General features: G+C 54.2%; 24 protein-coding genes. 8 read left to right on the top strand and 16 right to left on the bottom strand.

Annotated elements, in window-relative coordinates; translation table 11 throughout:
- Positions 1–112 precede the first annotated feature (112 nt).
- On the bottom strand, positions 113–916 hold the full coding sequence (locus tag ACOOFE_RS10120; protein ID WP_420414815.1) for a hypothetical protein: 804 nt from the start codon (positions 914–916) through the stop codon (positions 113–115).
- A 252-nt stretch (positions 917–1,168) separates the two neighbouring features.
- Here ACOOFE_RS10120 and ACOOFE_RS10115 point away from each other — a divergent pair, with 252 nt between their 5' ends.
- The gene (locus tag ACOOFE_RS10115; protein WP_420414814.1) at positions 1,169–2,266 is read left to right on the top strand and encodes a D-alanyl-D-alanine carboxypeptidase family protein; all 1,098 of its coding nucleotides are present in this window, start codon (positions 1,169–1,171) and stop codon (positions 2,264–2,266) included.
- 16 nt (positions 2,267–2,282) lie between these two features.
- On the opposite strand, the gene ACOOFE_RS10110 is transcribed toward ACOOFE_RS10115, so the two are convergent.
- Positions 2,283–2,624, bottom strand: coding sequence for a winged helix-turn-helix transcriptional regulator (locus tag ACOOFE_RS10110; RefSeq protein ID WP_420414813.1), 342 nt, complete (start codon positions 2,622–2,624; stop codon positions 2,283–2,285).
- Positions 2,625–2,733: 109 nt separating this feature from the next.
- Between ACOOFE_RS10110 and ACOOFE_RS10105 the strand changes: the two genes are divergently transcribed.
- Positions 2,734–3,846 carry a tRNA-dihydrouridine synthase gene (locus ACOOFE_RS10105; protein WP_420414812.1) on the top strand — a complete coding sequence of 371 codons (1,113 nt, stop codon included), beginning with the start codon at positions 2,734–2,736 and terminating at the stop codon, positions 3,844–3,846.
- A gap of 46 nt (positions 3,847–3,892) precedes the next feature.
- On the opposite strand, the gene ACOOFE_RS10100 is transcribed toward ACOOFE_RS10105, so the two are convergent.
- The gene (locus ACOOFE_RS10100) at positions 3,893–4,279 is read right to left on the bottom strand and encodes a VOC family protein (protein ID WP_420414811.1); all 387 of its coding nucleotides are present in this window, start codon (positions 4,277–4,279) and stop codon (positions 3,893–3,895) included.
- A 162-nt stretch (positions 4,280–4,441) separates the two neighbouring features.
- Here ACOOFE_RS10100 and bktB point away from each other — a divergent pair, with 162 nt between their 5' ends.
- On the top strand, positions 4,442–5,623 hold the full coding sequence (bktB, locus tag ACOOFE_RS10095) for a beta-ketothiolase BktB (RefSeq protein WP_420414810.1): 1,182 nt from the start codon (positions 4,442–4,444) through the stop codon (positions 5,621–5,623).
- 75 nt (positions 5,624–5,698) lie between these two features.
- Here the strand turns inward: bktB and ACOOFE_RS10090 are convergent, their stop codons facing one another.
- From ACOOFE_RS10090 to ACOOFE_RS10080, 3 genes are all read right to left on the bottom strand, one after another.
- Positions 5,699–6,061 carry an AzlD domain-containing protein gene (locus ACOOFE_RS10090; RefSeq protein WP_420414809.1) on the bottom strand — a complete coding sequence of 121 codons (363 nt, stop codon included), beginning with the start codon at positions 6,059–6,061 and terminating at the stop codon, positions 5,699–5,701.
- Complete coding sequence (locus ACOOFE_RS10085) at positions 6,058–6,819, bottom strand: AzlC family ABC transporter permease (RefSeq protein WP_420414808.1); 762 nt, start codon at positions 6,817–6,819, stop codon at positions 6,058–6,060. The genes ACOOFE_RS10090 and ACOOFE_RS10085 overlap by 4 nt, the downstream gene beginning before the upstream one ends.
- 155 nt (positions 6,820–6,974) lie before the next feature.
- Positions 6,975–7,679, bottom strand: a complete 705-nt coding sequence (locus ACOOFE_RS10080) for an SDR family oxidoreductase (protein WP_420414807.1) — start codon at positions 7,677–7,679, stop codon at positions 6,975–6,977.
- Between the two features lie 113 nt (positions 7,680–7,792).
- On the opposite strand from ACOOFE_RS10080, the gene ACOOFE_RS10075 reads away from it, so the two are divergent.
- Entirely contained in the window at positions 7,793–8,665 is an 873-nt protein-coding gene (locus tag ACOOFE_RS10075) for a LysR substrate-binding domain-containing protein (protein ID WP_420414806.1), read from the top strand.
- 18 nt (positions 8,666–8,683) lie between these two features.
- Here the strand turns inward: ACOOFE_RS10075 and ACOOFE_RS10070 are convergent, their stop codons facing one another.
- The 5 genes from ACOOFE_RS10070 to ACOOFE_RS10050 form a co-directional block, all read right to left on the bottom strand.
- A complete protein-coding gene (locus tag ACOOFE_RS10070; protein ID WP_420414805.1) occupies positions 8,684–9,613 on the bottom strand; it encodes a LysR family transcriptional regulator in 930 nt (309 codons plus the stop codon).
- 719 nt (positions 9,614–10,332) lie between these two features.
- Positions 10,333–12,369 carry a putative bifunctional diguanylate cyclase/phosphodiesterase gene (locus tag ACOOFE_RS10065; RefSeq protein ID WP_420415558.1) on the bottom strand — a complete coding sequence of 679 codons (2,037 nt, stop codon included), beginning with the start codon at positions 12,367–12,369 and terminating at the stop codon, positions 10,333–10,335.
- Between the two features lie 455 nt (positions 12,370–12,824).
- On the bottom strand, positions 12,825–15,269 hold the full coding sequence (gene clpA, locus ACOOFE_RS10060; protein WP_420414804.1) for an ATP-dependent Clp protease ATP-binding subunit ClpA: 2,445 nt from the start codon (positions 15,267–15,269) through the stop codon (positions 12,825–12,827).
- A 12-nt stretch (positions 15,270–15,281) separates the two neighbouring features.
- On the bottom strand, positions 15,282–15,614 hold the full coding sequence (clpS, locus tag ACOOFE_RS10055) for an ATP-dependent Clp protease adapter ClpS (protein WP_420414803.1): 333 nt from the start codon (positions 15,612–15,614) through the stop codon (positions 15,282–15,284).
- 403 nt (positions 15,615–16,017) lie between these two features.
- On the bottom strand, positions 16,018–16,350 hold the full coding sequence (locus ACOOFE_RS10050; protein ID WP_420414802.1) for a phasin family protein: 333 nt from the start codon (positions 16,348–16,350) through the stop codon (positions 16,018–16,020).
- A 780-nt stretch (positions 16,351–17,130) separates the two neighbouring features.
- Between ACOOFE_RS10050 and ACOOFE_RS10045 the strand changes: the two genes are divergently transcribed.
- Positions 17,131–18,819, top strand: a complete 1,689-nt coding sequence (locus ACOOFE_RS10045; protein ID WP_420414801.1) for a serine hydrolase — start codon at positions 17,131–17,133, stop codon at positions 18,817–18,819.
- A gap of 17 nt (positions 18,820–18,836) precedes the next feature.
- Here the strand turns inward: ACOOFE_RS10045 and ACOOFE_RS10040 are convergent, their stop codons facing one another.
- The 3 genes from ACOOFE_RS10040 to ACOOFE_RS10030 form a co-directional block, all read right to left on the bottom strand.
- The gene (locus ACOOFE_RS10040) at positions 18,837–19,541 is read right to left on the bottom strand and encodes a DnaJ domain-containing protein (RefSeq protein ID WP_420414800.1); all 705 of its coding nucleotides are present in this window, start codon (positions 19,539–19,541) and stop codon (positions 18,837–18,839) included.
- On the bottom strand, positions 19,538–20,275 hold the full coding sequence (locus tag ACOOFE_RS10035) for a VWA domain-containing protein (RefSeq protein WP_420414799.1): 738 nt from the start codon (positions 20,273–20,275) through the stop codon (positions 19,538–19,540). The genes ACOOFE_RS10040 and ACOOFE_RS10035 overlap by 4 nt, the downstream gene beginning before the upstream one ends.
- A gap of 92 nt (positions 20,276–20,367) precedes the next feature.
- Positions 20,368–21,018, bottom strand: a complete 651-nt coding sequence (locus ACOOFE_RS10030) for a DUF2306 domain-containing protein (protein ID WP_420414798.1) — start codon at positions 21,016–21,018, stop codon at positions 20,368–20,370.
- Between the two features lie 80 nt (positions 21,019–21,098).
- Between ACOOFE_RS10030 and ACOOFE_RS10025 the strand changes: the two genes are divergently transcribed.
- Positions 21,099–21,734: a TetR/AcrR family transcriptional regulator gene (locus tag ACOOFE_RS10025; protein ID WP_420414797.1), complete on the top strand. Its 636-nt coding sequence runs from the start codon at positions 21,099–21,101 to the stop codon at positions 21,732–21,734.
- 5 nt (positions 21,735–21,739) lie between these two features.
- On the opposite strand, the gene ACOOFE_RS10020 is transcribed toward ACOOFE_RS10025, so the two are convergent.
- On the bottom strand, positions 21,740–22,174 hold the full coding sequence (locus ACOOFE_RS10020) for a DUF1489 family protein (RefSeq protein ID WP_420414796.1): 435 nt from the start codon (positions 22,172–22,174) through the stop codon (positions 21,740–21,742).
- Between the two features lie 121 nt (positions 22,175–22,295).
- Between ACOOFE_RS10020 and ACOOFE_RS10015 the strand changes: the two genes are divergently transcribed.
- Both ACOOFE_RS10015 and ACOOFE_RS10010 read left to right on the top strand, forming a co-directional pair.
- Positions 22,296–23,183, top strand: coding sequence for an SDR family oxidoreductase (locus tag ACOOFE_RS10015; RefSeq protein WP_420414795.1), 888 nt, complete (start codon positions 22,296–22,298; stop codon positions 23,181–23,183).
- 73 nt (positions 23,184–23,256) lie between these two features.
- Positions 23,257–23,802 (top strand): hypothetical protein, encoded by a 546-nt coding sequence (locus tag ACOOFE_RS10010; protein ID WP_420414794.1) that lies wholly within the window; start codon positions 23,257–23,259, stop codon positions 23,800–23,802.
- Between the two features lie 67 nt (positions 23,803–23,869).
- On the opposite strand, the gene ACOOFE_RS10005 is transcribed toward ACOOFE_RS10010, so the two are convergent.
- Entirely contained in the window at positions 23,870–23,992 is a 123-nt protein-coding gene (locus ACOOFE_RS10005) for a hypothetical protein (protein WP_256370124.1), read from the bottom strand.
- Between the last annotated feature and the right edge of the window lie 51 nt (positions 23,993–24,043).

Below are 24,043 nucleotides of genomic sequence, written 5' to 3'. Positions count from 1 at the left end.
GGAATGTCGGTCCGACGTTGTTGGCTAAACATAGAAGCGGATCATCTCTGCTTTCCAGAAGAGAACACAATAACGATTGGGTATGTAAAAACAGTTGTCTTGGCGACCTGCCCTACCGGGTCATGTCTTCAGTGTTTTCTGCCGTCTTAAGCTCTGGCAGATCGGCATGGGGTCCGAGAATGTCCCGCAAGCGTCCGGACTTATGAACCGCAGCAATACGCTTGTTGATTTCTGAGATAAACGTCCGGCCCACTGCTGTGTCGTGGCAGATGAATGTAACCGGAAAGCGCAGATTCTTGATGGTGATCGGGCTGACATGCAAGGCATCCGGTTTGCCAAGATGGTCAAGCGCCAGAGCTGTGTCCGGATGATGCCCAAGGAAGGCATCAAGCCGGCCAAGCTCAAGCATCGCTATCAATTGTTTCTCCGACGGGATCGCGACAAACTGGTCCGAATTGGGCAGGCTCTGGATGGCACCGGATCCACTGATAAACCCAACCCGGCGGGGATCGAAGTCCGTCACTGATGCAAATGAGGTTGAAGATCTCGCTGTGTAGAGCCGCAAAGACACAATATCGACGGTCTCGGACACCAACAATTTGTAGGCATTTTGGTCAATCCGGAGCGCCAAAATGTTCGTTGGAAACAAACAAGCATCAGGATTGGGCAGAAACAGAGCTTTGCCGCGAGCCAGCGGAACGGCTTGGCGGAAAACCGCCCTGTCATCGTCGCCGATCAGCTCCTCAAGAAGCCGGTCATACTGCTGGCCGCTGGTTTCGGTCAGTCTGTGCGGCAAATAATTTAGGTAGAGCGTCGTTTGATCGAATTGACCTGCCTTTGCACTCAAAGAAAAGACGATGCAGGCAGCAATGCATACACTCAAGAACGCAGGAAATGTGAGCTTGCCAAATACCATGGCGAGAGTTTGGCGCCCATTGGAAAGCCTGACAAGATACGATGGAACCAGTTTCGCCTGCATTTGAACCAAAAAATTTGCAACGGGGTAACTCAAGGGCATTAGGAGTGAAACGACATGATCTTTGGGGATAGAGTTTGTAAAGTTTCAATTTAGCCACACTGTCCGGCTATCCACTGTTTCATGACGTAAGGTAACCACTGCGAGCGGGGTCTCATTGGTGCAGCCTTTCATAAATGTCCGGGTTTTCTGATGCGTTGTCTCTTCGCAATTGCGATCCTGATCCTTTCTATGAGCCCGCGCGCGCTCATGGCGACCCCGTCGCTCGTGGTCGATCTCGAGACTGGCGCAGTGCTTCATTCTGAGGATGTAGGACACCGCTGGTATCCGGCCTCAACCACCAAACTGATGACCGCGTTGGTGACGTTTGAGGCCCTCGCAAACAACGAAGTTGATCTCAAAACTCCCGTGATCTTATCGCATAAGGCCATGCGGCAGAGATGGGTGAAAACCAGCCTCAAAGTCGGAAGCGCTATGAGCTTGGAAGATGCGCTTTACGCAGTTCTTGTCAGCTCAGCGAACAACGTCGCCGTAGCATTGGCTGAAACGGTTGCCGGATCGGAGGACGCTTTTGTCGCACGGATGAATGCGGCAGCTGAACGTCTTGGGTTGACTGCCAGCCATTTCACCAATCCCAACGGCTTGTTCGACCGCAAACAAACCGTGTCGGCCCGCGATCTTGCCCTGCTGTCCATCGAGCTCTATCAGAAATATCCGCAGTATCACGCGATCTACACAACGGCGGCGGTCCAGATCGATGGCCAGGATCTGAAGTCCTACAACGAGCTTTTGACCCGGTTTCCCGGTGCGTTGGGCCTGAAAACCGGTTTCGTCTGCCCTGCAGGGCGCAACATCGCGGCCGTAGCAGAAAGAGACGGGCGACGGATACTGACAGTTGTTCTGGGCGCCACCACGGGGCGGGAACGCTCTGAGCGGACAGCCAAGCTCTTCACCGAGGCCTTTGACGGCACCTTGAAGCCGAAAGAGACATTGTTAAAGGATCTTGCCAACGTCCCGGATGTCCCGCCGGAAGACATGCGCCTGCGCCTGTGCAGCGATCAGACAGCGATCTATGAAGCCAAACAAGACAAGCTCTATCCGTGGGGACTGCCGGGCCAAAAAAGCTATCTGGCCGATCCGGTCCCGGCCCAGCGCCACATCATCAAGACATGGTTTGTGCCCCAACCGGAGTTCGTACCGAAGCCCAGAGCAAAGCCCGACCGCATGCTTGTCACCAGCGCCTGGAGTAAAGTCAGCCCACCGCCTAAGCCGAACCTGAAGCTCAACTGAGCGGGTTTGTAAGAAATCAAGAATCCGGTTGATCCAAACGCTCTGTCAGGTAATCACGCGACCAATCTTCCAGTTGATCCAGGATCGGCTTCAAGCGTTCCCCATGAGAGCTGAGGCTGTATTCAACTTTCGGCGGCACTTGCGCATAGACTTTGCGAACAATTATGCCGTGCTCCTCCAATTCCCGAAGTTGTTTGGTCAACATCCGCTGGGAGATATCTGGCACCATTCTGTGCAACTCGTTGAAACGCATGATTTTTCGGCAAATACACCAGAGGATCATACCCTTCCACTTGCCACCGATAATGCCAAGCGCCGTCTCAGTTGGGCAGAACATTGGGTCATGCGGGTCCGCCACCGGGCTCTCCATTAGTTACCTTTTTGTATGTATATGCCAAAATGTTGCGTACTTGGCAATTTGACATGTGCTCAATAAATCTCGGTCACCCACAACAAGGAACTGACCGATGACCGACACAAAACCAATCTTGACGCCCTGCACCATTGGCACACACACGTTACAGAACCGCCTGGTGCTTGCGCCGATGTCCCGTGCAAGCGCATTGGACGACGGAACGCCGACACAAAACATGGCTGACTATTACGCTGAGTTTGCGGAAGGCGGTTATGGCCTGCTGATCACTGAAGGCGCTTTTGTCGATGATCTTTATTCGCAGTGCTACTCAAACCAACCTGGCCTAACCACCCACACGCACGAAAAAGGCTGGGAGACGGTCTTGGACGCAGTTCGTCGAGACGATGGAAAGATCATCCTTCAACTGATCCATGCAGGGGCGGTCTCCCAGCATGTGCCAAAAGCCTTCGCCCCCTCGCCTGTCCGCCCCAAGGGCGAAATGCTGCAAGGCTATGGCTACAAACAAGGAGCGTACGAGGTACCGGGTGAACTAACACTCAAAGACATAGAGGACATCGAAACAGCCTTTGTCGAAACAGCCCGGGCGGCCGACCGGCTCGGATTTGATGGCGTCGAAATCCACTGCGCCAACGGATATCTTTTGGATCAGTTTTTGACACCGGAAACCAATCTCCGCGCTGATCACTATGGCGGATCGCTGACCAACAGGCTTCGGATCACAACAAACATCATTGAAAGAGCTCAAACGGCCACATCAAAGCCATTTCTTGTTGGTGTCCGCCTGTCTCAAGCCAAAGCGACAGATCAGGACTATTTTTGGGAAAACGGCCTGGACGATGCCCGCGAGATTTTCACAGGTGTTGCCAAGGCGGGGGCGGATTACATCCATCTTGCCAGCGAAAAAAACGGATACGCTTATCACAGCTTAACAAGAGACGGAGACAATCTGACGGCCTTTGCTAAGACAATCACGGGGCTGCCGGTGATCGCGAACGGCGGTCTACAAGATATGAATTTGGCGAACGAAATCATTTCAAACGAACAGGCAGATTTCATCTCAATCGGCAAAGCTGCCTTGCTTAATCCGGACCTGCCGAAAAGACTTCAGGCGAATTTGCCGATCAGAGACTTCACCTTCGAAATGTTCCAATACGGGGTAACGATCGAAGCTCAACAGCGCTGGGAAATGGAAAAGGCAGCTTAAGGCATAAAGCACTCTCGTCGATGACTGGCTCACCAGTCATCGCACTTCACCTTTTGCCTTCCAAACTGACAGACACGTTCAATTTGTTGCCGTCCAGGTCACGGGCATAGGCACCAAAATAGTCCGGATGATAATCGCGCGGTCCTGGAGCGCCCTCATCCGTCCCTCCGCATCTGAGGGCTGCTTCATGAAACGCCTGCACACCGTCCTTATCGGGTGCATTAAACATAAATTGCGTCCCGTTGCCGAAGGTTGCTTCTTGCCCATTGTATGGCGTTACGACAAAAACCGTTACGCGGCCATCCGGGCCAGCATAGCCTCTTTCGTGGGTTTCAAAAAACACTGGTTTCATTCCGATCGTTGCCAAGACAGCATCGTAGAATTCACTGGCTGCGGCCATATCGTTGGTTCCAATACAAACACCTGACAGCATATTCTGATCCCTACGGTTTCCATCGTGGCGCTGATGGGTTCAGGGAAGGCTCTTTACAGACATTAGCCTTTTAGACAAGTTCCCTAATGGGAACGCGGGATTGATGCGCGATGGTGTTTCCTGCCAAATTAGATACACCAGCCCAAACAGGACGGACCTCACATGAAAGACATTGTCATTACCAGTGCCGCGCGCACAGCGGTCGGAAGCTTCGGTGGCGCCTTGAAAGACTTGGCCCCTGTGGATCTCGGTACCACGATAGCCAAAGCAGCGATTGAACGCGCCGGAATTCAGGCAGATCAGGTGGAGCAGGCCTTCTTCGGCAATGTCATCCACACAGAGCCACGGGACATGTATATCTCGCGTGTTGCCTCCCGTCAGGCGGGCGTGCCGGATCATGCGCCGGCGCTCACCATGAACCGCCTATGCGGCTCTGGACTTCAGGCCATTGTCTCGGCCGTTCAAGCCATTTCCATGGGCGATGGCGATGTCACCCTTGCTGGCGGTGCGGAAAGCATGAGCCGGTCTGGCTACCTGATGCCGGCCGCCCGCTGGGGGCAAAAGATGGGCGATACAGTCGCTCACGATATGATGACCGGTGCCCTGCACGATCCCTTCGGCATCGGCCACATGGGCATTACCGCTGAGAATGTGGCCGAACAAAACGACATTTCCCGCGAGCGCCAGGATGAATTCGCGCTGGAAAGCCATCGCCGCGCCAGCGCAGCGATCAACGCGGGTCACTTCAAGGACCAGATCATCCCGCTGACCGTCGGTCGCAGAGGCAAGGAAAAGGTCTTTGATACCGATGAACATGTCCGTCACGACGCCAAGATCGAAGACATGGCCAAATTGCGGGCCGTTTTCAAAAAAGACGGCCGGGTGACCGCCGGCAACGCATCAGGGCTGAATGATGGGGCTGCGGCGATCACGCTGATGACCAGCGAAAAAGCCTCAGAACTTGGCGCCAAACCGCTTGCCAAAATCCGCGCGTATGGCGTGGCTGGGGTTGACCCAGCTGTGATGGGAATCGGACCCGTTCCAGCTATGCAGATCGCGATGAAACGCGCTGGGATCACGGCAAGTGATTTGGATGTGGTTGAATCCAACGAAGCCTTCGCCGCCCAGGCCTGTGCCGTCAATGATCTGCTCGGCTTGCCCGGTGAAAAGGTCAACCCGAATGGTGGTGCAATAGCCCTTGGCCATCCGATCGGTGCGACCGGCGCCATCATCATGACCAAGCTGTTGTATGAATTGCAGCGGACCGGTGGATCGCTGGGCGCAGCCACCATGTGCATTGGCGGCGGTCAGGGCATCGCGATCATCGTTGAAAACGCATCCTAATTCGCAAATACAAGAAAGGGCGGCCAACTTGTGGTGGCCGCCCGTACTTATTTTTTGCAGATTGTTTTTGTGCCCTTACAAGCCGAACTTATCGAGCATCAGCCAACCGGTGATCAAAAAACCAACGGCCGACAAAACCCCGACGATCACCCTTTGACGAGAAAGCTGAAAACACAAAAACCCAAATGCCGCTGCCGCGAGGCGGAGCCAAATGGGCGTTTCTGCAAGAATGCCTTGCGGAAACAGGATCAGCTTGGAAATAACGCCAGCGACCAAAGCGGTCGCGACACAGCGCACCCAAATAAACAGCTCGCTGTCTTCGCGCAACTTGCCGCCCGCAAAGACACCGAGCCAGCGCCAGACATCTGTTGCCAGCCACCCGGCCACCAAGATCATAACGAAGGGCCACCACCAGGCGTTTGCCATCACGTCATTCATGACAGCCCCCGCCTCATTACCCGTGTCACCAGATAAGCCAAAGTACCGCCGACCAGTCCGGTCCAAAGAAGATCAAGACCAGGTGCGCTGAGGAAGAACATAGGTCCCAGGATCAAGCCAGCCACCATCGCTGCCTTGTCGGCATTCATCCGCGCCGCCCCCCAGAGCGAACACAGGAAATAGACTGGCGTGACTAGAACCAGCGCTCCGGCAGCCATCGGCGGCATCTGATCGACCAGCATGTAGGCAATGCCGGTCATGGTGAAAACAAAGCCAGTCACACACCCGCCAAAACCGACAAAAAACGGCAGCCGTCCTTCCTTGGGCAAATCCGGTAGGTTTTTCATGGCAAAGACCCAGGCGGTCACAGCCACGAAGTGTGAGGCGATCAGCAGGTGCCATGTTTTCGTCTTGCCCGGCACTTTGAGGAAAGGCATCAGAGCCATTGTCATGGGCATCAAGCGGACCGAAGCCAATGCGACAGCAACAGCGGCGGGGATCAATCCCATTCCGGAGGACAAAGCCCCGGTCAAAACCACGATCGACGGCAGCGCCCAGACAGCTCCGGTCATCAAAAGCGTTTCGGCAAGGCTCAGACCGGTTTCCCGCGCCATGCCGGCAAAACCGACAAAGGCCGATGTCAGGATCAACGCTGGAATGGAGATCGAAGCCCGGGCACCGCGCAGCATCCAGCCGCCACCGGAAACCGGCGGTTCCAAAGGTGTCTGCGGGTGATTTTGACCTTCAGAAACAGTCATGACTCACTGCTGGAATGTTTCAGTTAGTAAGGTGTCCTTATCTTTATCCAAAAAACCTGTCCAGCCCACACCCCTGCGTGGGTGTTCCTTTGTTTCGACGAATACCGGCCGGCAACGTGTCCTGCAAAGACCACTTTGCCGGCCTTTCGAAGAAACTAAACCGCTCGGGTTAGACCACCATCAATACGAATGTTCTGACCGGTGACATAAGCGGCTGCATCGCTGGCGAGATAGGAAATCAGCGCCGACACTTCGTCCGCCTTGCCATAGCGGCCCATCGGGATACGCTCGCGGCGGTCTTCTTTTTCCGGCAGGCTGTCGATGAAGCCGGGCAACACGTTGTTCATGCGCACGTTGCTTGCTGCGAACTTATCGGAAAAGAGTTTGCTGAAAGCAGCCAGCCCCGCCCGGAACACACCGGATGTCGGGAACATTGGATCCGGTTCAAAGACAGCAAAGGTGGAGATGTTTATGACGGTCCCTCCCCCTTGTTTCGCCATGATAGGAGCCACCAGCCGGCTTGGGCGGATGACATTCATCAGGTAATAGTCCATGCCCAGATGCCAATCGTCATCTGAGATCTCTAAGATATCGCCTTTAGGACCATGCCCGGCTGAATTGACGAGAACATCAATCCGTCCATAAGTGTCCATAACCTTGTCAACAAAGGCCTTCAAGTCGGCCTCGACCAGATTGGACCCGGTAAAGCCGATAACGCCCAGCTCTTCAGCTAGTTTTTCGCCTTTCCCAGACGACGATAAGATCGCAACCTTGAAACCGTCAGCCGCCAATTTCCGCGCCGCATCTGCTCCCATGCCGGACCCACCGGCAGTTATCAGGGCTATCTTTTGATCGCTCATATCTTCTTCCCGTGAATTGATGTCGCGGTCAAAGTAATTGCCTGCACCTGACTTGACCAATCATGTCTCATCGCGCAAGGCTGCAGAAAAACTACAGGCTCAAAGAATTCCAGATGCCCCGACTTAATCTCAACCGGCTGGTCATGTTCGATGCCGCCGCCCGGCATCTCAATTTCCGGTTAGCTGCCAGCGAACTGAACCTGACTCAAGGCGCCGTGGCACAGCAGGTCCGGGCCTTGGAGGAAGAGCTCGGATTAAAACTCTTCGACCGCAAGGCCCGCGGTCTGGACCTCACTCAGGCTGGACGCACCTATCACACCCGAATCCGGCCCGCGCTGGTAATCATTGATGAGGCGACCGATGCCTTGTCACCTTCCAGCACCCAGGTCACCCTGAGCCTGCCCCCGTCCCTTGCGTCCAAATGGTTCGTTTCAAAGCTGGCGGATTTTAGAGAGCGCTATACGGACATCGAATTGGTCACCACAGCCAGCGAGCAACTGTCAGACTTTAAGACGGACGGCATCGACATTGCCATCCGCCACGGCAAGCCGCCATTTCCCGGCAACGTAAGACACGATCACCTGGCCGATCTTCAGCTGTGCGCGGTTTGCACTCCAGATTATGCGAACCAAATCCAGCTCTCAGATTTTCCAAAAGACCTGACCGGTTGCACACTCATTGGAGATGGCCACAAGTACTGGGAAAAAATGCGCGACAACGGTAGCCTTGGTAAGTCAGCAAAGATCGCCAGTTTTAGTCACACAGCTCTTGCAATCGAAGCGGCCTTAGCCGGACAAGGGATCGCGCTGGTGCCTGACATCATGCTGGACCGGGAATTGGCGGATGGCCGGCTGGTGGTTGTCTGGTTAGATCCAACCCCTCAAGACACAGGCTATTACATTGTCTATCCAACGGCTACGAAAACGAGGTCCACGGCCCGAGACACGGTGCTGTCCTGGTTGAACCAGCAGAAACCGGCCCGATAATCACACAAAAACCTGGGCTCAAAAAAGGTTCTGCCCCCTCAAGCCGGAGCTGTCACTTGCCCAGCGGACCACTTCATCAGCGACCAGTTGCGCGGCTGGCGTCAGTTTCTGGCCGGTCCGAGTGAGCAGCGAATATGTATGCAGGTGAACCTTCAGATCCGTATTCAAGATTTTGATCGGCCCATTTGCCCCCTTTTTGCCGCCGGCAAAACTGTCTGCAACCGATTTGGCAATTGGGGCCAGAGCATTTGAACTCTGCACCATGATCAGCGTGAACAAAAACGAGGACACGGTGACAGACGCTGCAGGCGGGGTTAGTCCATGTTCACGAAATGCATCTTCCAAGGAAGCACGCAACGGCGCGCCCTCAGGCGGCAGCAACCAATCCTGCTTCAAGAGGGCCTGGAGCGCGGTGTCTCCAGCGTTTTTAAAATCCGGATGGCCGGAGCGCGCAATGATACAAACTGGTTCTCGGCCGATTGGTTGCTCATCAAACGTCGCTGAAGCCAGCTTCGCCGGCAAACGGCTTAGTGCAAAATCCAAACTGCCTGCTGCCAGCATTCCAGCCAAATTGGTGCTGGGACCGACTTCAACAAAGATGGAGATGTCCGGGTACTTCTCCCGGATCGAGTTGAGCGCTGGGATAACATTTTCAACAGCAGGCCCAGTGACCGACCCGATCCGGACATGTCCGCTAACGCCCTTCTTTTGCTGATCGATCGCCAATCCGGTATCGGACACTTCCTGCAAGATCCGAATACAGCGGTCCGCCAAAAAAGTACCAATTTCCGTCAGCTCAACGCCGCGTCCGGTTCGGACACAAATCTCGGCGTCGACAATGTCTTCTATTTCCGCAATGAGCCGCGATGCCGCCGGTTGGGCGATTCCCAAAGATGAGGCGGCAGACGTGACTTTCTTCTGTCGGCCCAGCTCCACTAAGAGCCTCATGTGAGGGAATTTCAGCCCTTTTTGGATAAGATTGAGCGTCATTACAACCACTTATCTAATTATATCGATTATGTTATATCTAAATAACATAACATAATTTGACGGCTATATATTTTTTGCTAATCCTACAGCTAGAAACCGGCATTGCGGCACGCCGCAAATCACGCTGAATAAGCCGGAAAAATGAAAGACCTACTGTCTGAGCCATCCACTGAAGGTGGCCAGGCAAGACTGAAAGCAACGGACATATGTGCAGTGGCCGTTGCAGCGTCCGGGCTTGCAAGACAATGCAAGCGGAACGCCGGAGACCGGAGAAAGGCGACAATGCCACCCGGTCCGGTAACCCATCGGCCCTATGGCCCGGCGAACGGCAAAGCCGCGCCGGGCATAATTTTTTCTAGAAAACCTCCCACTGGCATCTTCTAAATTCGCTTCAAAGGCAGGCTGCGCAGCTTTAGGCTGATCATCAACGGTCCGCTGACCTATCTTGGTCGGATGCGCGGGAAGACGCGGTCAAAACGCTGGCCAACCAAGATGAACGGGTCCAGCTCTATGTGCCTTTCGGACAGGATTGGTGGCCGCACGCGGCCCGCCGCATCGGCGAAAACCCGCGCAATTCTTTGTTGCTGATGCACTCAATGGTTCAGTAGGCGGCGCAAAAAAGAGTGGGCGGATTTATTAAGGTGGCATTTCCCATATCTGAGAACTGCCCGCTGTCTTCAAATCGATAGGTTCTGTGCCACTTCTTGCGCAGCTTCCGCTGGCAAAGGGTGGCCAATCAAATACCCCTGCCCAAAGGAAACACCCAACTTCTGCAATGCCATCAATTGCTGTTTTGTTTCAATCCCTTCGGCAACAATCTGTTTTTCCAATTTGTCTGCCAAACTGCAGACCGTTTCCACGATCGCCATGTCCGCTTGGGACGTCAGCATCGAGCGCACAAAGGAAATGTCGAGTTTGATGAGATCAAACTCGGCCTCTTTCAAGTGGATCAGGGACGCATGTCCAGTTCCAAAATCGTCAAGGGCTACTTTTATCCCGCTTTCGCGCAAACGCCCGAGGAAGCCGGCTACACTCTGCCGTTTCTCGGTGAAAAGGACATCTTCCGTCACCTCTACATGGATGTTTTCAGGTTCTAATCCCGTGTCTGTGATTGACCTCACCAAATCATCGACAAAGCGAAAATCACGTTGATTGGCCTGAAATTCCGGAGGCGAGATGTTGAAAGCAATATGCCCAAAATCAAAACCGTCGTTTTTCCAGACAGCAGCTTGTTCGAACAACTGCCGGCGAACCATGTTACCGATGCGGCAGGACAAAACACTGTCTTCAAACACTTCGATATAGTCGGCCGGAGACACCAAAGAACCGTCATCATTGGTCCGGCGAAGAAGCGCTTCAAAACCAGCAAGCTTGAGTGTTTTGAGATCTATCTTCGGCTGATAACACACCACGAACCTGTCTTCGGCGAGTGCACTGCGGGCCGTTGAGAGTGTTTTTGTCCGATCTAGTGCAGAAGTAAGCAAATCTTCGGTGAAAGACCGAACGCAATTTCCGCCACTCGCTTTGGCGTCGTAAACGGCTAAGTCAGCATGCTGCAAGAGTTCTGTAGCGTTAGACGGCTTATTGGGATTTTTGATGGCAAGCCCGGCCGAAGCCGTACATTCAAAAACAAATCCATGCCAAGAAATAGGCTTCGAAAGCGCCTCAAGAAGCTGATGGAAAAAAGTCTCGGGTGATTGCCTTTCCACTTTGAGACAAAAGACGATAGCAAATTCATCACCACCCAATCGGATTACAATTCCCCTATTCCCAACCTCTCGAACCAGCCGCTCAGCAATGGTCACCAGAGTGCTGTCACCTGCTGGGTGACCATGACAATCATTGATTTCTTTAAACTCGTCCAAGTCCAATATAGCGACGCCGCAGAATACGCAGTCAGGACCCCGGTCTTTCAAGAACTGATCGGCGGAACGTGTAAAATAATGCCGGTTGTAAAGGCCTGTTAGTTGGTCCCGTTCAGCATAGTAGCGAGCGTTTTCCAATAGTCTCCGGTACTCGGTGATATCACTGATTGTTCCGCCCATCTTTAGAGGGTGATTTTCAGCGTCCCATATCGCATGCCCCCGCGCGCGAACCCATATCGGCGTACCGTCCTTACGCAACACTCGATGATCGATGTCATACCGCTCACGGTTTTTGAGATGGGCACGCACGGCTGTTTCGACGTTTTGGAGATCGTCGGGATGTATTATCCGCACAAAGGTGCCGGGCTCATTGGGGAGTTCATTATCCGCGTAACCCAAGATTCTCTTCCACTGCCCCGACAAATAGTTGCCGCTGGTCTGGATGTCCCACTCCCACACCCCTTGCTCTGAACCCGATATTGCAAAGGCGTAGCGTTGCTCGCTACGCCGTAGCTCTTCGGTCCGTTGTTCCAGCAGTTCTTCTTGGCGGTGATGGAGGTCTAGTAGAGCGTTTTCGGCGGCTTTGAGATTGGTGATGTCTTGAATAAACCCATAGGAGCGGAGGTGAACACCGGCGCTATTGACCACCGCTACACCGCGTTCACGCACATGGATTTCACCGCCTCCGGTTGGAATGATACGGTATTCCAGTTCAACGATGCCCTTGGTTTTCTGAAGCTGGCGCGTTGTATAGCGGTAGTGCTCCCGGTCTTCCGGATGGACCCATTCAAGGTCTGCATCCATCGAAGTGGCCCTAGACAGAAATTCCTCGACGCTGACGCCGTGCATGCGGGCGAGCTGCTCAGAACAATAGGTGCAATTGTCTTCCAGCTCATCCCATTCCCAATAGCCGATACCCGCCATAGCTTCGACTTCTTCGAACAGCTCATCCGGGCGACGAAGCAAATTCAAACCTTCAATTTTGCTCTTTTGATTGCCCATTGAAGTATTTCGCCACCAATGCCCACAAAAAGAAACAACAAGAGATCAAACCATAGGAGAACCTTAATTGAAGCCGCATTGTTTTCTGTCAAAAAGGAAAATTTAGCGTAACATCATCAGTAAATTTGCGGAGATACTACATGTATTCATCGCATATCATATTTCTAAAATTTCCAATTGAATTCGGTTATCAAGAAAACTGTACTGTGTTTTGAAAAGATACCTACTTGCAGCCATTGCCTGCCAACAAAAAACGGGCGCCAAATGGCGCCCGTTTCAATCTTAAATAATTTCGACCGTCCTCAGTCCGCCAGCGGTACTTTTGGAACCAGGCTCTTCTTGGCTGTGCCGCCTTTGCCGCTCGGTTTGGATGTCTTGGCAGCGGCAGTTTTGGCCGCCGGTTTGCGTTTGCGCTTCGGCTTAGGTTTGGCCTCAGCTTTTGCTTTAGGTTTCTGCGGCGCCACCCGCTCCTCGACACTTTCCAGAAGAAGGCCCTTGGCGTCTTCAGAGACCGACACCTTGACCATGCCGCCTTTTTTCAATTTGCCGAACAGCACTTCATCGGCCAATGGCCGTTTGATGTGTTCCTGGATCACCCGGCCAAGCGGACGGGCGCCCATCTGGCTGTCATACCCCTTGTCAGCCAGCCATTTGATGGCGTCTTCGCTGAGTTCAAAGGTGACATTGCGATCCGCCAGCTGAACTTCCAGCTGCATGACGAACTTCTCGACCACCTTGTAGACGACTTCCATCGGCAGATTGCCGAACGGAATGATCGCATCGAGACGGTTGCGGAATTCCGGCGTAAACAGCTTGTTGATCGCCTCCTGATCATCCCCTTCCCGCTTGATGCGGTTGAAGCCCACCGGCATTTTGGCCATATCGGCCGCGCCCGCATTGGTGGTCATGATGAAGATGACATTGCGGAAGTCGACCTGCTTGCCGTTGTGATCGGTCAGCTTGCCGTGATCCATCACCTGCAACAGGATGTTGAAGAGATCCGGATGGGCCTTTTCAATTTCATCCAGCAGCAGAACACAATGGGGATGCTGGTCGACACCATCAGTCAACAGGCCGCCCTGATCGAAGCCAACATAACCAGGAGGTGCGCCGATCAGACGTGAGACCGTGTGCCGTTCCATGTATTCCGACATGTCGAAACGGATCAGCTCCACACCAAGGGAAGACGCCAGCTGGCGGGCCACTTCCGTCTTACCAACACCCGTCGGACCGGAGAAGAGATAAGACCCGATCGGCTTGTCCGGTTCCCGCAGGCCAGCGCGCGCCAGTTTGATGGCCGACGCCAGTGTTTCGATCGCTGAATCTTGGCCGTAAACAACCCGCTTCAGATCCTTGCCGAGGTTTTCAAGAACCTCCGCATCGTCCTTGGAAACGGATTTCGGCGGGATCCGCGCCATGGTGGCGATGGTGTTCTCGATTTCCTTGACGCCTATGGTCTTGCGGCGGCGGTTTTCCGGCACCAGCATCTGGCTGGCCCCGGTTTCATCCAGAACATCAATCGCCTTATCCGGCAGTTTCCGGTCGGCAATATATTTGGCCGACAGCTCCACCGCTGTTTTAATGGCGTCTTGCGTATAGCGAACCTTATGGAAATCTTCGAAATAAGGTTTCAGGCCCTTCAGAATATCGATCGCGTCCGGAATCGTCGGCTCGTTGATATCGATCTTCTGGAACCGGCGCACCAGCGCCCGGTCCTTTTCAAAGAACTGGCGGTATTCCTTGTAGGTCGTCGACCCGATGCAGCGGATCGCCCCAGATGCCAGCGCCGGTTTCAAGAGGTTGGAGGCATCCATTGCCCCGCCAGAGGTCGCACCGGCACCAATAACCGTATGGATCTCGTCGATGAACATCACAGCGCCAGGATAGTCTTCGATTTCCTTGACCACCTGCTTCAGACGTTCTTCGAAATCGCCGCGGTAGCGCGTACCGGCAAGAAGCGATCCCATATCAAGGGAAAAGATGGTCGCATCCAGAAGGACTTCCGGAACGTCGGCATTGACAATGCGGTGGGCCAGGCCTTCGGCAATCGCGGTTTTACCTACTCCCGGATCCCCAACGAACAAGGGATTGTTCTTGGACCGGCGGCACAGGATCTGGATCGTCCGCTGAATTTCGCTGTCCCGGCCAATCAGCGGGTCAATCTTACCCTTTTCGGCCTTTTCATTGAGGTTGACGCAATAGGCTTCCAAGGCGTCGGTCTTCTGGGCCGGTTTCTTTTCTGCCTCGTTGCCGGACAGAACATCCTCTTCTTCAGCGCCCTCCACCGGGCGGGCCTCGGACATTCCAGGCCGTTTTGCGATCCCATGGGAAATGTAATTGACCGCATCGTAGCGGGTCATGTCCTGATCTTGCAGGAAATAGGCCGCATGGCTTTCACGTTCGGCAAAAATGGCAACCAGAACATTTGCTCCGGTCACTTCCTCACGTCCGGAGGACTGCACGTGAATGACGGCACGTTGGATCACCCTTTGGAACCCAGCTGTCGGCTTGGCATCCTCATCACTGTCGGTGACCAAATTGTCGAGCTCGGTCTCGATATATTCCACCAAGTTGCGCCGGATCGTCTCCAGATCAACATTGCAGGCACGCATCACCGCGGCCGCGTCCTGATCGTCCAGGAGCGCCAGCAACAGGTGCTCAAGTGTCGCATATTCCTGCTGCCGCTCGTTGGCGAGCGCCAGAGCCTGGTGAAGGGCTTTTTCTAAACTGCGCGAGAAGGAAGGCACGTGTGTGGGTCCTCACTTTTTTTCCATGACGCATTGCAGGGGGTGCTGATGGCGGCGTGCGAAATCCATCACCTGTGTCACCTTGGTTTCGGCGACTTCATAGGTAAAGATTCCACATTCCCCAACGCCGTGATGATGCACATGCAGCATGATGCGCGTGGCTTCTTCACGGTTCTTTTGAAAGAAACTCTCCACCACATGGATCACAAATTCCATGGGCGTGTAGTCATCATTCAAAAGCAGCACACGGTAGAGGTTTGGCCGCTTGGTGACAGTTTTCGTCCGGGTGACAACAACCGTTCCGGCGTCACCACCGTCCTTGTCATAATCAGATCCCGCAGACATTTCAGTTACACTCGTCTGTGTCACTCCAGCCCTAACCATCTACTTTCTTATGGTCCGACTAGCATCGCTAGCTGGTCCGGACCTGTTCTTAACGCAGGTTACATCCGGGCACGTTCTTCGCCCGATTGATATAATCCTGCCGCGCCAGCGGCACTTGCGCAATGGTCGATTTCATCAACATCCATCCGATTTCCCGGCCAGATGCTCGAGCATTGTTCCATTAGGGGATGTAGGTCTCTAAAAACCGATTAAAAGATGAGGTTTTGGGCGAATTTTGGCTGGCAGATAAAAATAGAATTCAAAAAAAGAATAGTTGGGTAAATCTGCTAAATAGAAAAAACCCGGCCGCCTGCGACCGGGTTTTCAAAAAATCACATTCTAGCGAGCGCCAGAAGTCCTCAGCTTACTTGGCAAATTTGCCAAGAACGCCTTCGTACGGCTTATAAGCGTCTTTGGACATGTCGGTAACCATCTCACCGAGTTTGGTCATTTCACCGACAAAACCTTCGTAGGAAGTCTTTACATAGTCCGCCTGAGCTTCGAATGCTTTATCCAGAGACTTGGACGCTACCAGCTTTTCAACGGCTGCAGTGCCTTCTTCGAAAGACTTTTTCTGGTAGTCAGCAACCTCAGCTGCGATCGCCTGGAAGCCCTTGCTCATGGAACCGAAAGTTTCCATGGCCATGTCCATGTTGTCTTTGCTCATCTTCTGGATTTCATCGAAGTTGTTCATCATGTCGTTTGCCCTTCTCCGGCGGACCGGCTGCCAGACCCTTTATGCGAGGCCTGTCTGGAGTGTCCGGCGCGCCTGTCGCTTTACCTAACGCCAATTAGATAATGCACTGCACAATAGGTGTCAAGGTGATTTTGCATTGCAAAAACAACCCTTACGAGAAATTAACAATCTTATCCCGGAAATAGAGAGGACGCCGAGAATGGGCAGTCTCTTCGACAAGATTGCTGTAAATGCCGGATACCGCGAGGGCACTCCACAATATCAGTGTTTCGCAAGCTTGGCCAATCCGTAATTTAGGTTTGGCTATCGTCGAAACCAGGCGGTGAATACCTGATCTGAAAATCACCTGCCTCACCGCAATGCACACATTCCTTTTTCCAAAGGATTTTGCGCTTAGTTTGGCAATCAGATTTGCGGTCACTAGGCTTCATACTAAACCATGAAATTAGCCAGACTGTATTCTGGAAAGCGAAAGTGACCTTAAGCAACACAGAATATTAGAAAGATTAATCACCCAAAATACTAAAATTTTTCAAGTTCACTCACAATTCAAATAAGAAATTCGAAGCTCTGACTGAGTTTACACTTAATTAACGATAACAAAATTTATATTTATTAAGTGGTTTTCGAGCATCTCCTTTACACATTCGTAACCGTGTTTCCATCAAATACGCTTAATGATTCACGGACAGGCCGGCTGTCCAGCCTGGGGCTGGCTGAACAGCAACCTGTTCACACAAGAAATGCGTGACCCGGATTGGGAAAATAACAGTGTTTGGTATGCGTCTTTCACGCTCTGCGCGAATGTTTGCCGGTTTGAACAAGCTCATTGTTGCCGGCACGCTCATTTTATGTGCCCCAGCGGCGGCAAACGCCAACTCGAAGTACGCCGGTATCGTGGTTGATGCCAAAACCGGCAAGACCCTCTATGCATCGAACGCCGATGCCTACCGCTATCCTGCTTCTCTGACCAAGATCATGACGCTCTATGTCTTGTTCGAGGAAATGGAAGCCGGGCGCCTGTCGCTGAACTCGCGGCTGAAAGTTTCTAAATATGCCGCCAGCCGCCCGCCGACCAAGCTCGGCCTGAAGAGAGGCGGCACGATCAAGGTCAAAGACGCCATTCTTGGCCTAATCACCAAATCGGCAAACGACGCGTCCACGGTGATTGCCGAAAACATTAGCGGTTCTGAAAAGAACTTTGCTGTCCGTATGACCCGGACTGCCCGCCAACTGGGCATGTCAAAGACGACATTCAAAAACCCGCACGGTTTGCCGAATTCAGCTCAGCGCACCACCGCGCGCGACATGGCAACCCTTGGCCGGGCCATTCAGGAGCGGTTCCCGCAGTATTACGGTTACTTCAAGACCCGGTCATTTAAATACAAGGGCCGCAGGTTCGGTAACCACAACCGGCTTTTGGGCCGTGTGAAGGGCGTGGACGGCATCAAGACTGGGTACACCCGCGCCTCTGGTTTCAACCTGACGTCTTCGGTCAAACGCAATGGCCGCCACATCGTTGCTGTTGTCATGGGCGGGAAAACCGGCGCCCGCCGCAATGCCCATATGACGGATCTGATCCGCCGGTATTTGCCGAAGGCCAGCAAAGGCAAGCGGACAGCGCCGCTCATCGCTGCCAAAACTGCGCCTCGGTCCTTTGATGCTGCCTCTTTGAAGAACCCGCCGCGGCCGATCCAAAAACCAGGCCGGAGAATTGAACCAGCAACAGGTGCGCCAATTGTCTTGGCAAGCAGTGCTGCTCCGGTCAAAGCTCCGGCTGCCCTAAGAGCTGCGGCTGTTGCCCCAGCTCCAGCACCGGTCCCAGGCTTTGGAAACCAGATACCGCTGCCGCCAAAGGCTGTGAAATCCCGCTTCAACGACACCTTTGCCGTAGCAAGCGCCTTACCGCCAGTACCGCGCCAAAGCCCGGATGCATCGCTGACCACAAATTCGATTACGAAAGCCGCTTTGCTTCAGGCCGCACGAGCGCGTGCAGGTCAAGATCTACCAGTCCGCACTGACGAACTGGCACCAACGGCACCGCTCCCGATCCGTACGGTAAAGACCGAAGCCATTGAGGTGATCCCGGCAGCAGATGTTGAAAACGCACCGAGCATTGCCGTCGCCGCTGTAACGCCGTCCACAAATGCACCGGAAGAAATGGCGCAGGGCGATGCAGATGAAGCAGACCTGGCCGATAGTGACGCCAAGCCGGAGGTTATTCCAAGCTGGCAGATCCAGATCGCAGCGGCAGAGACAGAAGCCCAGGCGCAGGCGCTTTTAATGAAAGCTGGCGCCAAAGCCAAACAGGCGCTGCGCGGCAGTGATCCTTATACCGAACCGGTCGAAGCCAATGGCAAGACCCTTTACCGCGCCCGCTTTGCCGGGTTTGACAATAAAACCGCAGCCCGCAGGGCTTGCAGAACCTTGAAAAAGGCGAAATTCGCCTGCTTCGCCATCTATCAGTAATTGAGTAATGGATGTCGTCAATGTCTTCTGAGAAGCGTGTCTTTCGCCTCGTTGATTTTCGCCGCGAGGAAACTGGAGCCACCCTGGTCGGGGTGGACCCGCATCATAAGCCTGCGGTGCGCAGCTCTAATTTCCGCGTCCCCGGCATCGGGAGAAAGCCCCAGGATCTGGTAGGCCTCCTCATCTGTCATGGGGCCCGCGCTCGACGCGCTTCCTTGCCGATCTGCGGCATCCGCCTCGAAGTGTTCACGCCATCCGGCAAGCCTGCGGTCGAGATAAGCTTCGACTAGTTTCAAGCTCTGCTCGTCCTGATGCGCTTCCTGCCAGAAGGACCTGAGCTCATCTTCTGCCAAGTCATCCAGCCTGCGGCCCTGAAAGCCGCCGGCCAGGGCTGTTCCAGACAGTCCGCCGGTATCATGGTCCAGCTCCATTTCGACCATGGCTGACCGCACCCGGGACTGCTGCCCGGAACTCTTTTGCGGATTGTAGCCGGATAAATTGCGTAGGCCTGCCAATCCAAGCAAAGACACGCCGAAACCGAACGCTGGGATGGCAAGCGCAATCCGGCCGGTAAAAACAAACACCGCCGACAATAAGATCAATAGGATACCGCCATAGGTGCGGATCGATTGCGCCAGTGCCGCCGGATTGGCCTGGACGAATTGCCGTGCCAAGGCCACGAACACAACAAGCAGCACGAGGCCGAGAAGAAAATAAATCATGATGTCGGTTTGAGTTGCTCCAATAGCAAACGGGCACCCTGCCCGCCTTTCCGTTCAAAAGCTGCCAAGGCCATGCGCCCGCCGCTGGCATAGACGGCTACAGCCTTCAAGAGCTCCGCCAGCTGGCGGGCAGCGCCTGCATCAAAGGGGCAATAGGCCCCATTTGTCAGACGCGCGATTTCCCGGAAGGCCCGCTCAGCGACCGCATCGCGACCTTCCTGAAATAGAAACATCGGGACACCCAACAGCCCCAACTGACCGGCCTTGTCGCACAGCGTGTCGACGTCTTCTTCCATACAGTCGCCGACATAGACAACAGCCGCGATCTTTTCCTTTTCCGCCGCACTTAATGCGGCCGCCAAAACTTTGCGGATCTGGGTGTGGCCACCCTGACACGTGATCCGCCCCATCACGCCGGCAAGATCACGGCCGGTTTCGAACCAGCGTGAGGCTTTGCACTCGCCAAAGCCGCGGAAATAGACAAGTTTAATTTTCAGGCCACCAATGGACGCCGCTTCCTGAAACATTTCCGCCTGCAACTGGCAGGCCGTATCCCAGGTCGGCTGGCGGCTCATTGTGGCATCGAGCGCAAAGATCAGCCGTCCGCCGCGATCGGTTTGCGGCGGCGTGTTCTGAACCTTGTCCAGAAAGGCTGCAATATCGGAAGACGCGGACGGCGCTGTTTCCCCTTTCTGGGTCAAGGCCGATGTCCGCTTATCATCCGTCTTTGCCATTCAAGCAGCTCCCAAACTGATCTCTTTCATCAACTTGGGTTGCTCCATGGAATTTGACAAGTTTTGACGGACTTTCAGCTGTGTAAAGACAATCAAGCCCGGACCTGAGCTTCCGCCGGTGGCCGCTGCCACAATTGACGCATCCAGAAGAGGTAGATTTCCGCAAGGATCGCATTTGGAACCCAACTGGACCAGGCAACAATTGGATAGAAACTGCTGAACTCAGCCCCTGATGCAAAGCCGATTGGAAGCTGCAGCCGCAGGGTGACCGCCGCAAAAGTCAACGCGGCAGACCGGATCATCCAGACCCGGTGCCTGGCAAAGTCACGTTTCAAGGCAAACACAAGAGCTGCACCGGTCGTTCCAAGCCAGATGACCGCCAGAATACCAAAACCAAACCCGGCAAAGGTTCCGGCAATTGTTGTGAATGCTAGAATGAGCCCAGAAATACCGGAGATAGCGATTGCAGCAACGTAGATCCGGCCGAGCCAGCGATGAATGTGCGGTTTGCGGGCCCTAAGACCTTTGAGGAATTGAAAGGGCATCACGGCCAGGGCAACAGGGGCAAATCCGATATGGCCGTAAAGCGCCAGCCGGTTGCCGTCCAAATTGTGCGCCACGATCTCCATGGTTGCCGGAACGCCCCAGACGAGAAAACGAAAAGACGCCAGCGCGACTAGAACCGAAAACACAGCAGCAATCCAGTAACCCGTCTGTCCGATAGCCCTATTTGCGACCAGCATGTCCTTACCTCCTCATAACTTGACACTGTCAAGATAGGCGCAAACTTGACATCGTCAAGTTGCTCTTTCATGAAACTCGCATGACAAAATCATCGTCAACACCGCGCAAGCGGGATGGAACTTTGCGGGCCTCGCTCATCGATGCGGGAATTGAACTGTTGCGGGACCGCGGTCCAGACGGTCTGTCCTTGCGTGAATGCGCGGCCAAAGCCGGTGTCTCTCACGCAGCGCCCGGATACCACTTTAAAAACCTGATGGGCCTCTCAACAGCGATTGCTGCAAAGGGCTTTGCCGTGTTCGCAAAAGCCATGGAAAACCGGTTAGGCAATGCAGGCGATGATCCGAAAGACCGGCTTGCTGCCATTTGTTATGGCTATCTGGATTTCGCGCAGGAACACCCGGACCTGTTCCTGTTTATTTTCTCAGGTCAGAAGTTCGGATCTGATGACCCCGATTATTCAACAAACGCTAGTCATGCCTACGGGATCTTGCGCGCGGCCTGTGCGCCATTGATTCCACCAACCGCGCATCCTGAGGAAATTGAAATCTTGGTCTGGTCACTGGTCCACGGCTATGCCCATCTGGCCATGACCCGGAAACTGGATAATCCTAACCTGGAGCGGGCCTGGCCGGGCTTTGAACCCGTGATCAAACATGTGCTGACCTTGTTCGAACCGGCAGGCGATGCGCACACGGGCTCCAAAACAGCTGAATAACGAATTCAGATCAAACAGAGTTCGGTGAGATCCCGGCGCATGCTGTCCGACATATTCTGAACATCGGCCCCTGCGCGAATATCCGCAGGAGCATCTCCCGCTTTGAGATAACGCCACCCCTGAAACGGTCGCTTTGGCTGGTACTGTGTTAGAATCAGCCGCGGCTCTAGAATCAGGTCACAGCGTTTGATCCCAGCATCATCGGTAAACGGCCGGATATCCATCAGATGCTGGCGTGCCTGGATCTTGCCTTTAATCACCCAATAGAGTGACCCGCCATCCAGCAGCTCATCCCGCCGGGTCGGCACCATCCGTGTGGTGTGGGTGGTGAATTCACCAAGGCCAGCAGCCCGCGCCTGCTCGATCCGGAAATCGATCCAGGCTTGCAAGCTTTCGACGCTGTCAGCGCCCACACACAGTTTTACCAGATGCAAGGTCATGTTCCTGACCTAACAGCACAGCGGTCAAGGTCAAGAGACCTGCCCGCGCAAGCGGTGGATTGTGTCTATAACTCGGATCAGCCCTCTTGCGCACCGAGCTTCAAACCGGTTGTCTCGACCGATGGACGTTTTTGTAACAGGTGGAACCGGCGGCATCGGGTCGGCAGTGGTGCGTCATCTCATTGAAGACGGCTGCCAGGTCATCGGACTTGCGCGCTCTGGCTCTTCATCCGAAAAACTTCGGGCTTTGGGCGCATCAGCCTATCCAGGAGATTTACGCCAACCGGAAACCTGGGTGGACCGGGCTGCGACCTGTGACGCGGTGATCCATACCGGCGCGACCTTTTCCGACGATATGGGCAAGGTCGACCGGATAGCTATGCTGGACCTGAAAAAGGCAGCCCGGCACCGCAAACAACCGCTAAAGATCATCTACACCGGCGGCATCTGGCTCTTTCCGCAAACCAGTGACAGCGGCGACCTTTTGAGCGAAAAGACTCCATTCGCGCCCCTGCCCGCATTCCGTTTCATGACGGAAACCATCAAAACCCTGTCGGCTGGTACGGATGTTTCTCTCTCGGTCATTCACCCCGCGCTGGTGTGCGGACCGGACTTTGGACCGATTGCTGAGATGACAGCCGCCTTGAAATCTGGCGGCAAATTCGAAACCCGGGCAAATGGCCAGACGCTTTGGCCGTTGGTGGAGGTGACCGACTTGGCGAGGCTCTACGGCCTCGTGCTGAAACAGAACCGGTTCCGAATGTCAGTCATCGGCAGTGGCATTTCAGAAATTTCGGTTGATCATTTGGCTGCGCATATTTCCGCCCGCCATGGAAAGCCTCTGGACATCATCCCACAACAGGCGCCGGATGGGCAAAATCCGGACTTGGACTGGGCTGCCGGTTACGCCTTGTCGCAATCCGTGAACAATACCCACGCCCGGCGCATCCTTGGGTGGACACCTGAGCATGCCACGATTGAGGATCTGGTCGTCACACTGTCCAAATAGCTCTTCTGTCGAAGACTTTCTCAAGATTCGTCAGGCTATACTGCCTCCTCCCAAACCGGCTGGATGACCAAGCGTGCGCATACTCCTCCATTTGTTTGCTCTTCTGGCTCTGACGGTTTCGCTCCAGGCGGGAGAAGTCCTGCCTTTGGGCAAATTCAAAGTCATCAATTCGGCGGGATTTGTGGAGCGCGGCGGAAAAAGGCATCCGCTCGGTGTCGATCTGCAGACAGCAGACGTCACTCTCCGCAGTTCGGAAGCCGGATCTCTCCTCTTGACCATCAATGGCTCAGAAATTGTGCTCTATAAGATCGAAAACGGCCTGGCTGCACTGACATGGAATTCTGGCAATTCCTCGGTTCTGGGCAGTGCAGATATTCTGGATCTCAGCACGCTTAAGTCAGCCAAAGATGTTCCTGCCTGGGGAGCGAACGTTGACTGGCCGACGCTCGGCACCGTTCACCTGGTGCTGCTGCCCCTGCGCCAGAACGCCTATACAGGTTTTTTGATCAGCCATCCCGGCCAAACCACCGTGGTGCGCCAAATGGAATTCCGGAAGGTCTTTGGACCCCTGAACCGGCCTGATCCCAGACTTAAGCCGTCAGCACCGACGCTCAACTAATAGGAAGGTACAAACGCAAAAAGCCGCAGCTCTCGCTACGGCTTTTGAAAATGGATACGTCCCAGCCCTATTGGGCGATGGCGACGGCTTGTTGCGCGTTTTCAACGTCGTTGAACAGCAGGACCATGGTCAATGCAAGGCCAACAGCTGCGACTGTCCAAAGCGTGACGCTCCAACAAGATTTCTGCACGTGTTCGTCCATAAAATCCCTATATGGTTTTGGCGTTGCCGGCCGGTTGCG

It is taken from the genome of Roseibium sp., from assembly GCF_965216085.1.
In the GTDB taxonomy this organism is placed as follows: Bacteria; Pseudomonadota; Alphaproteobacteria; order Rhizobiales; family Stappiaceae; genus Roseibium.
Note: the sequence above shows the minus strand (reverse complement) of the source record. Positions and strands in the feature narration are given on the sequence as shown.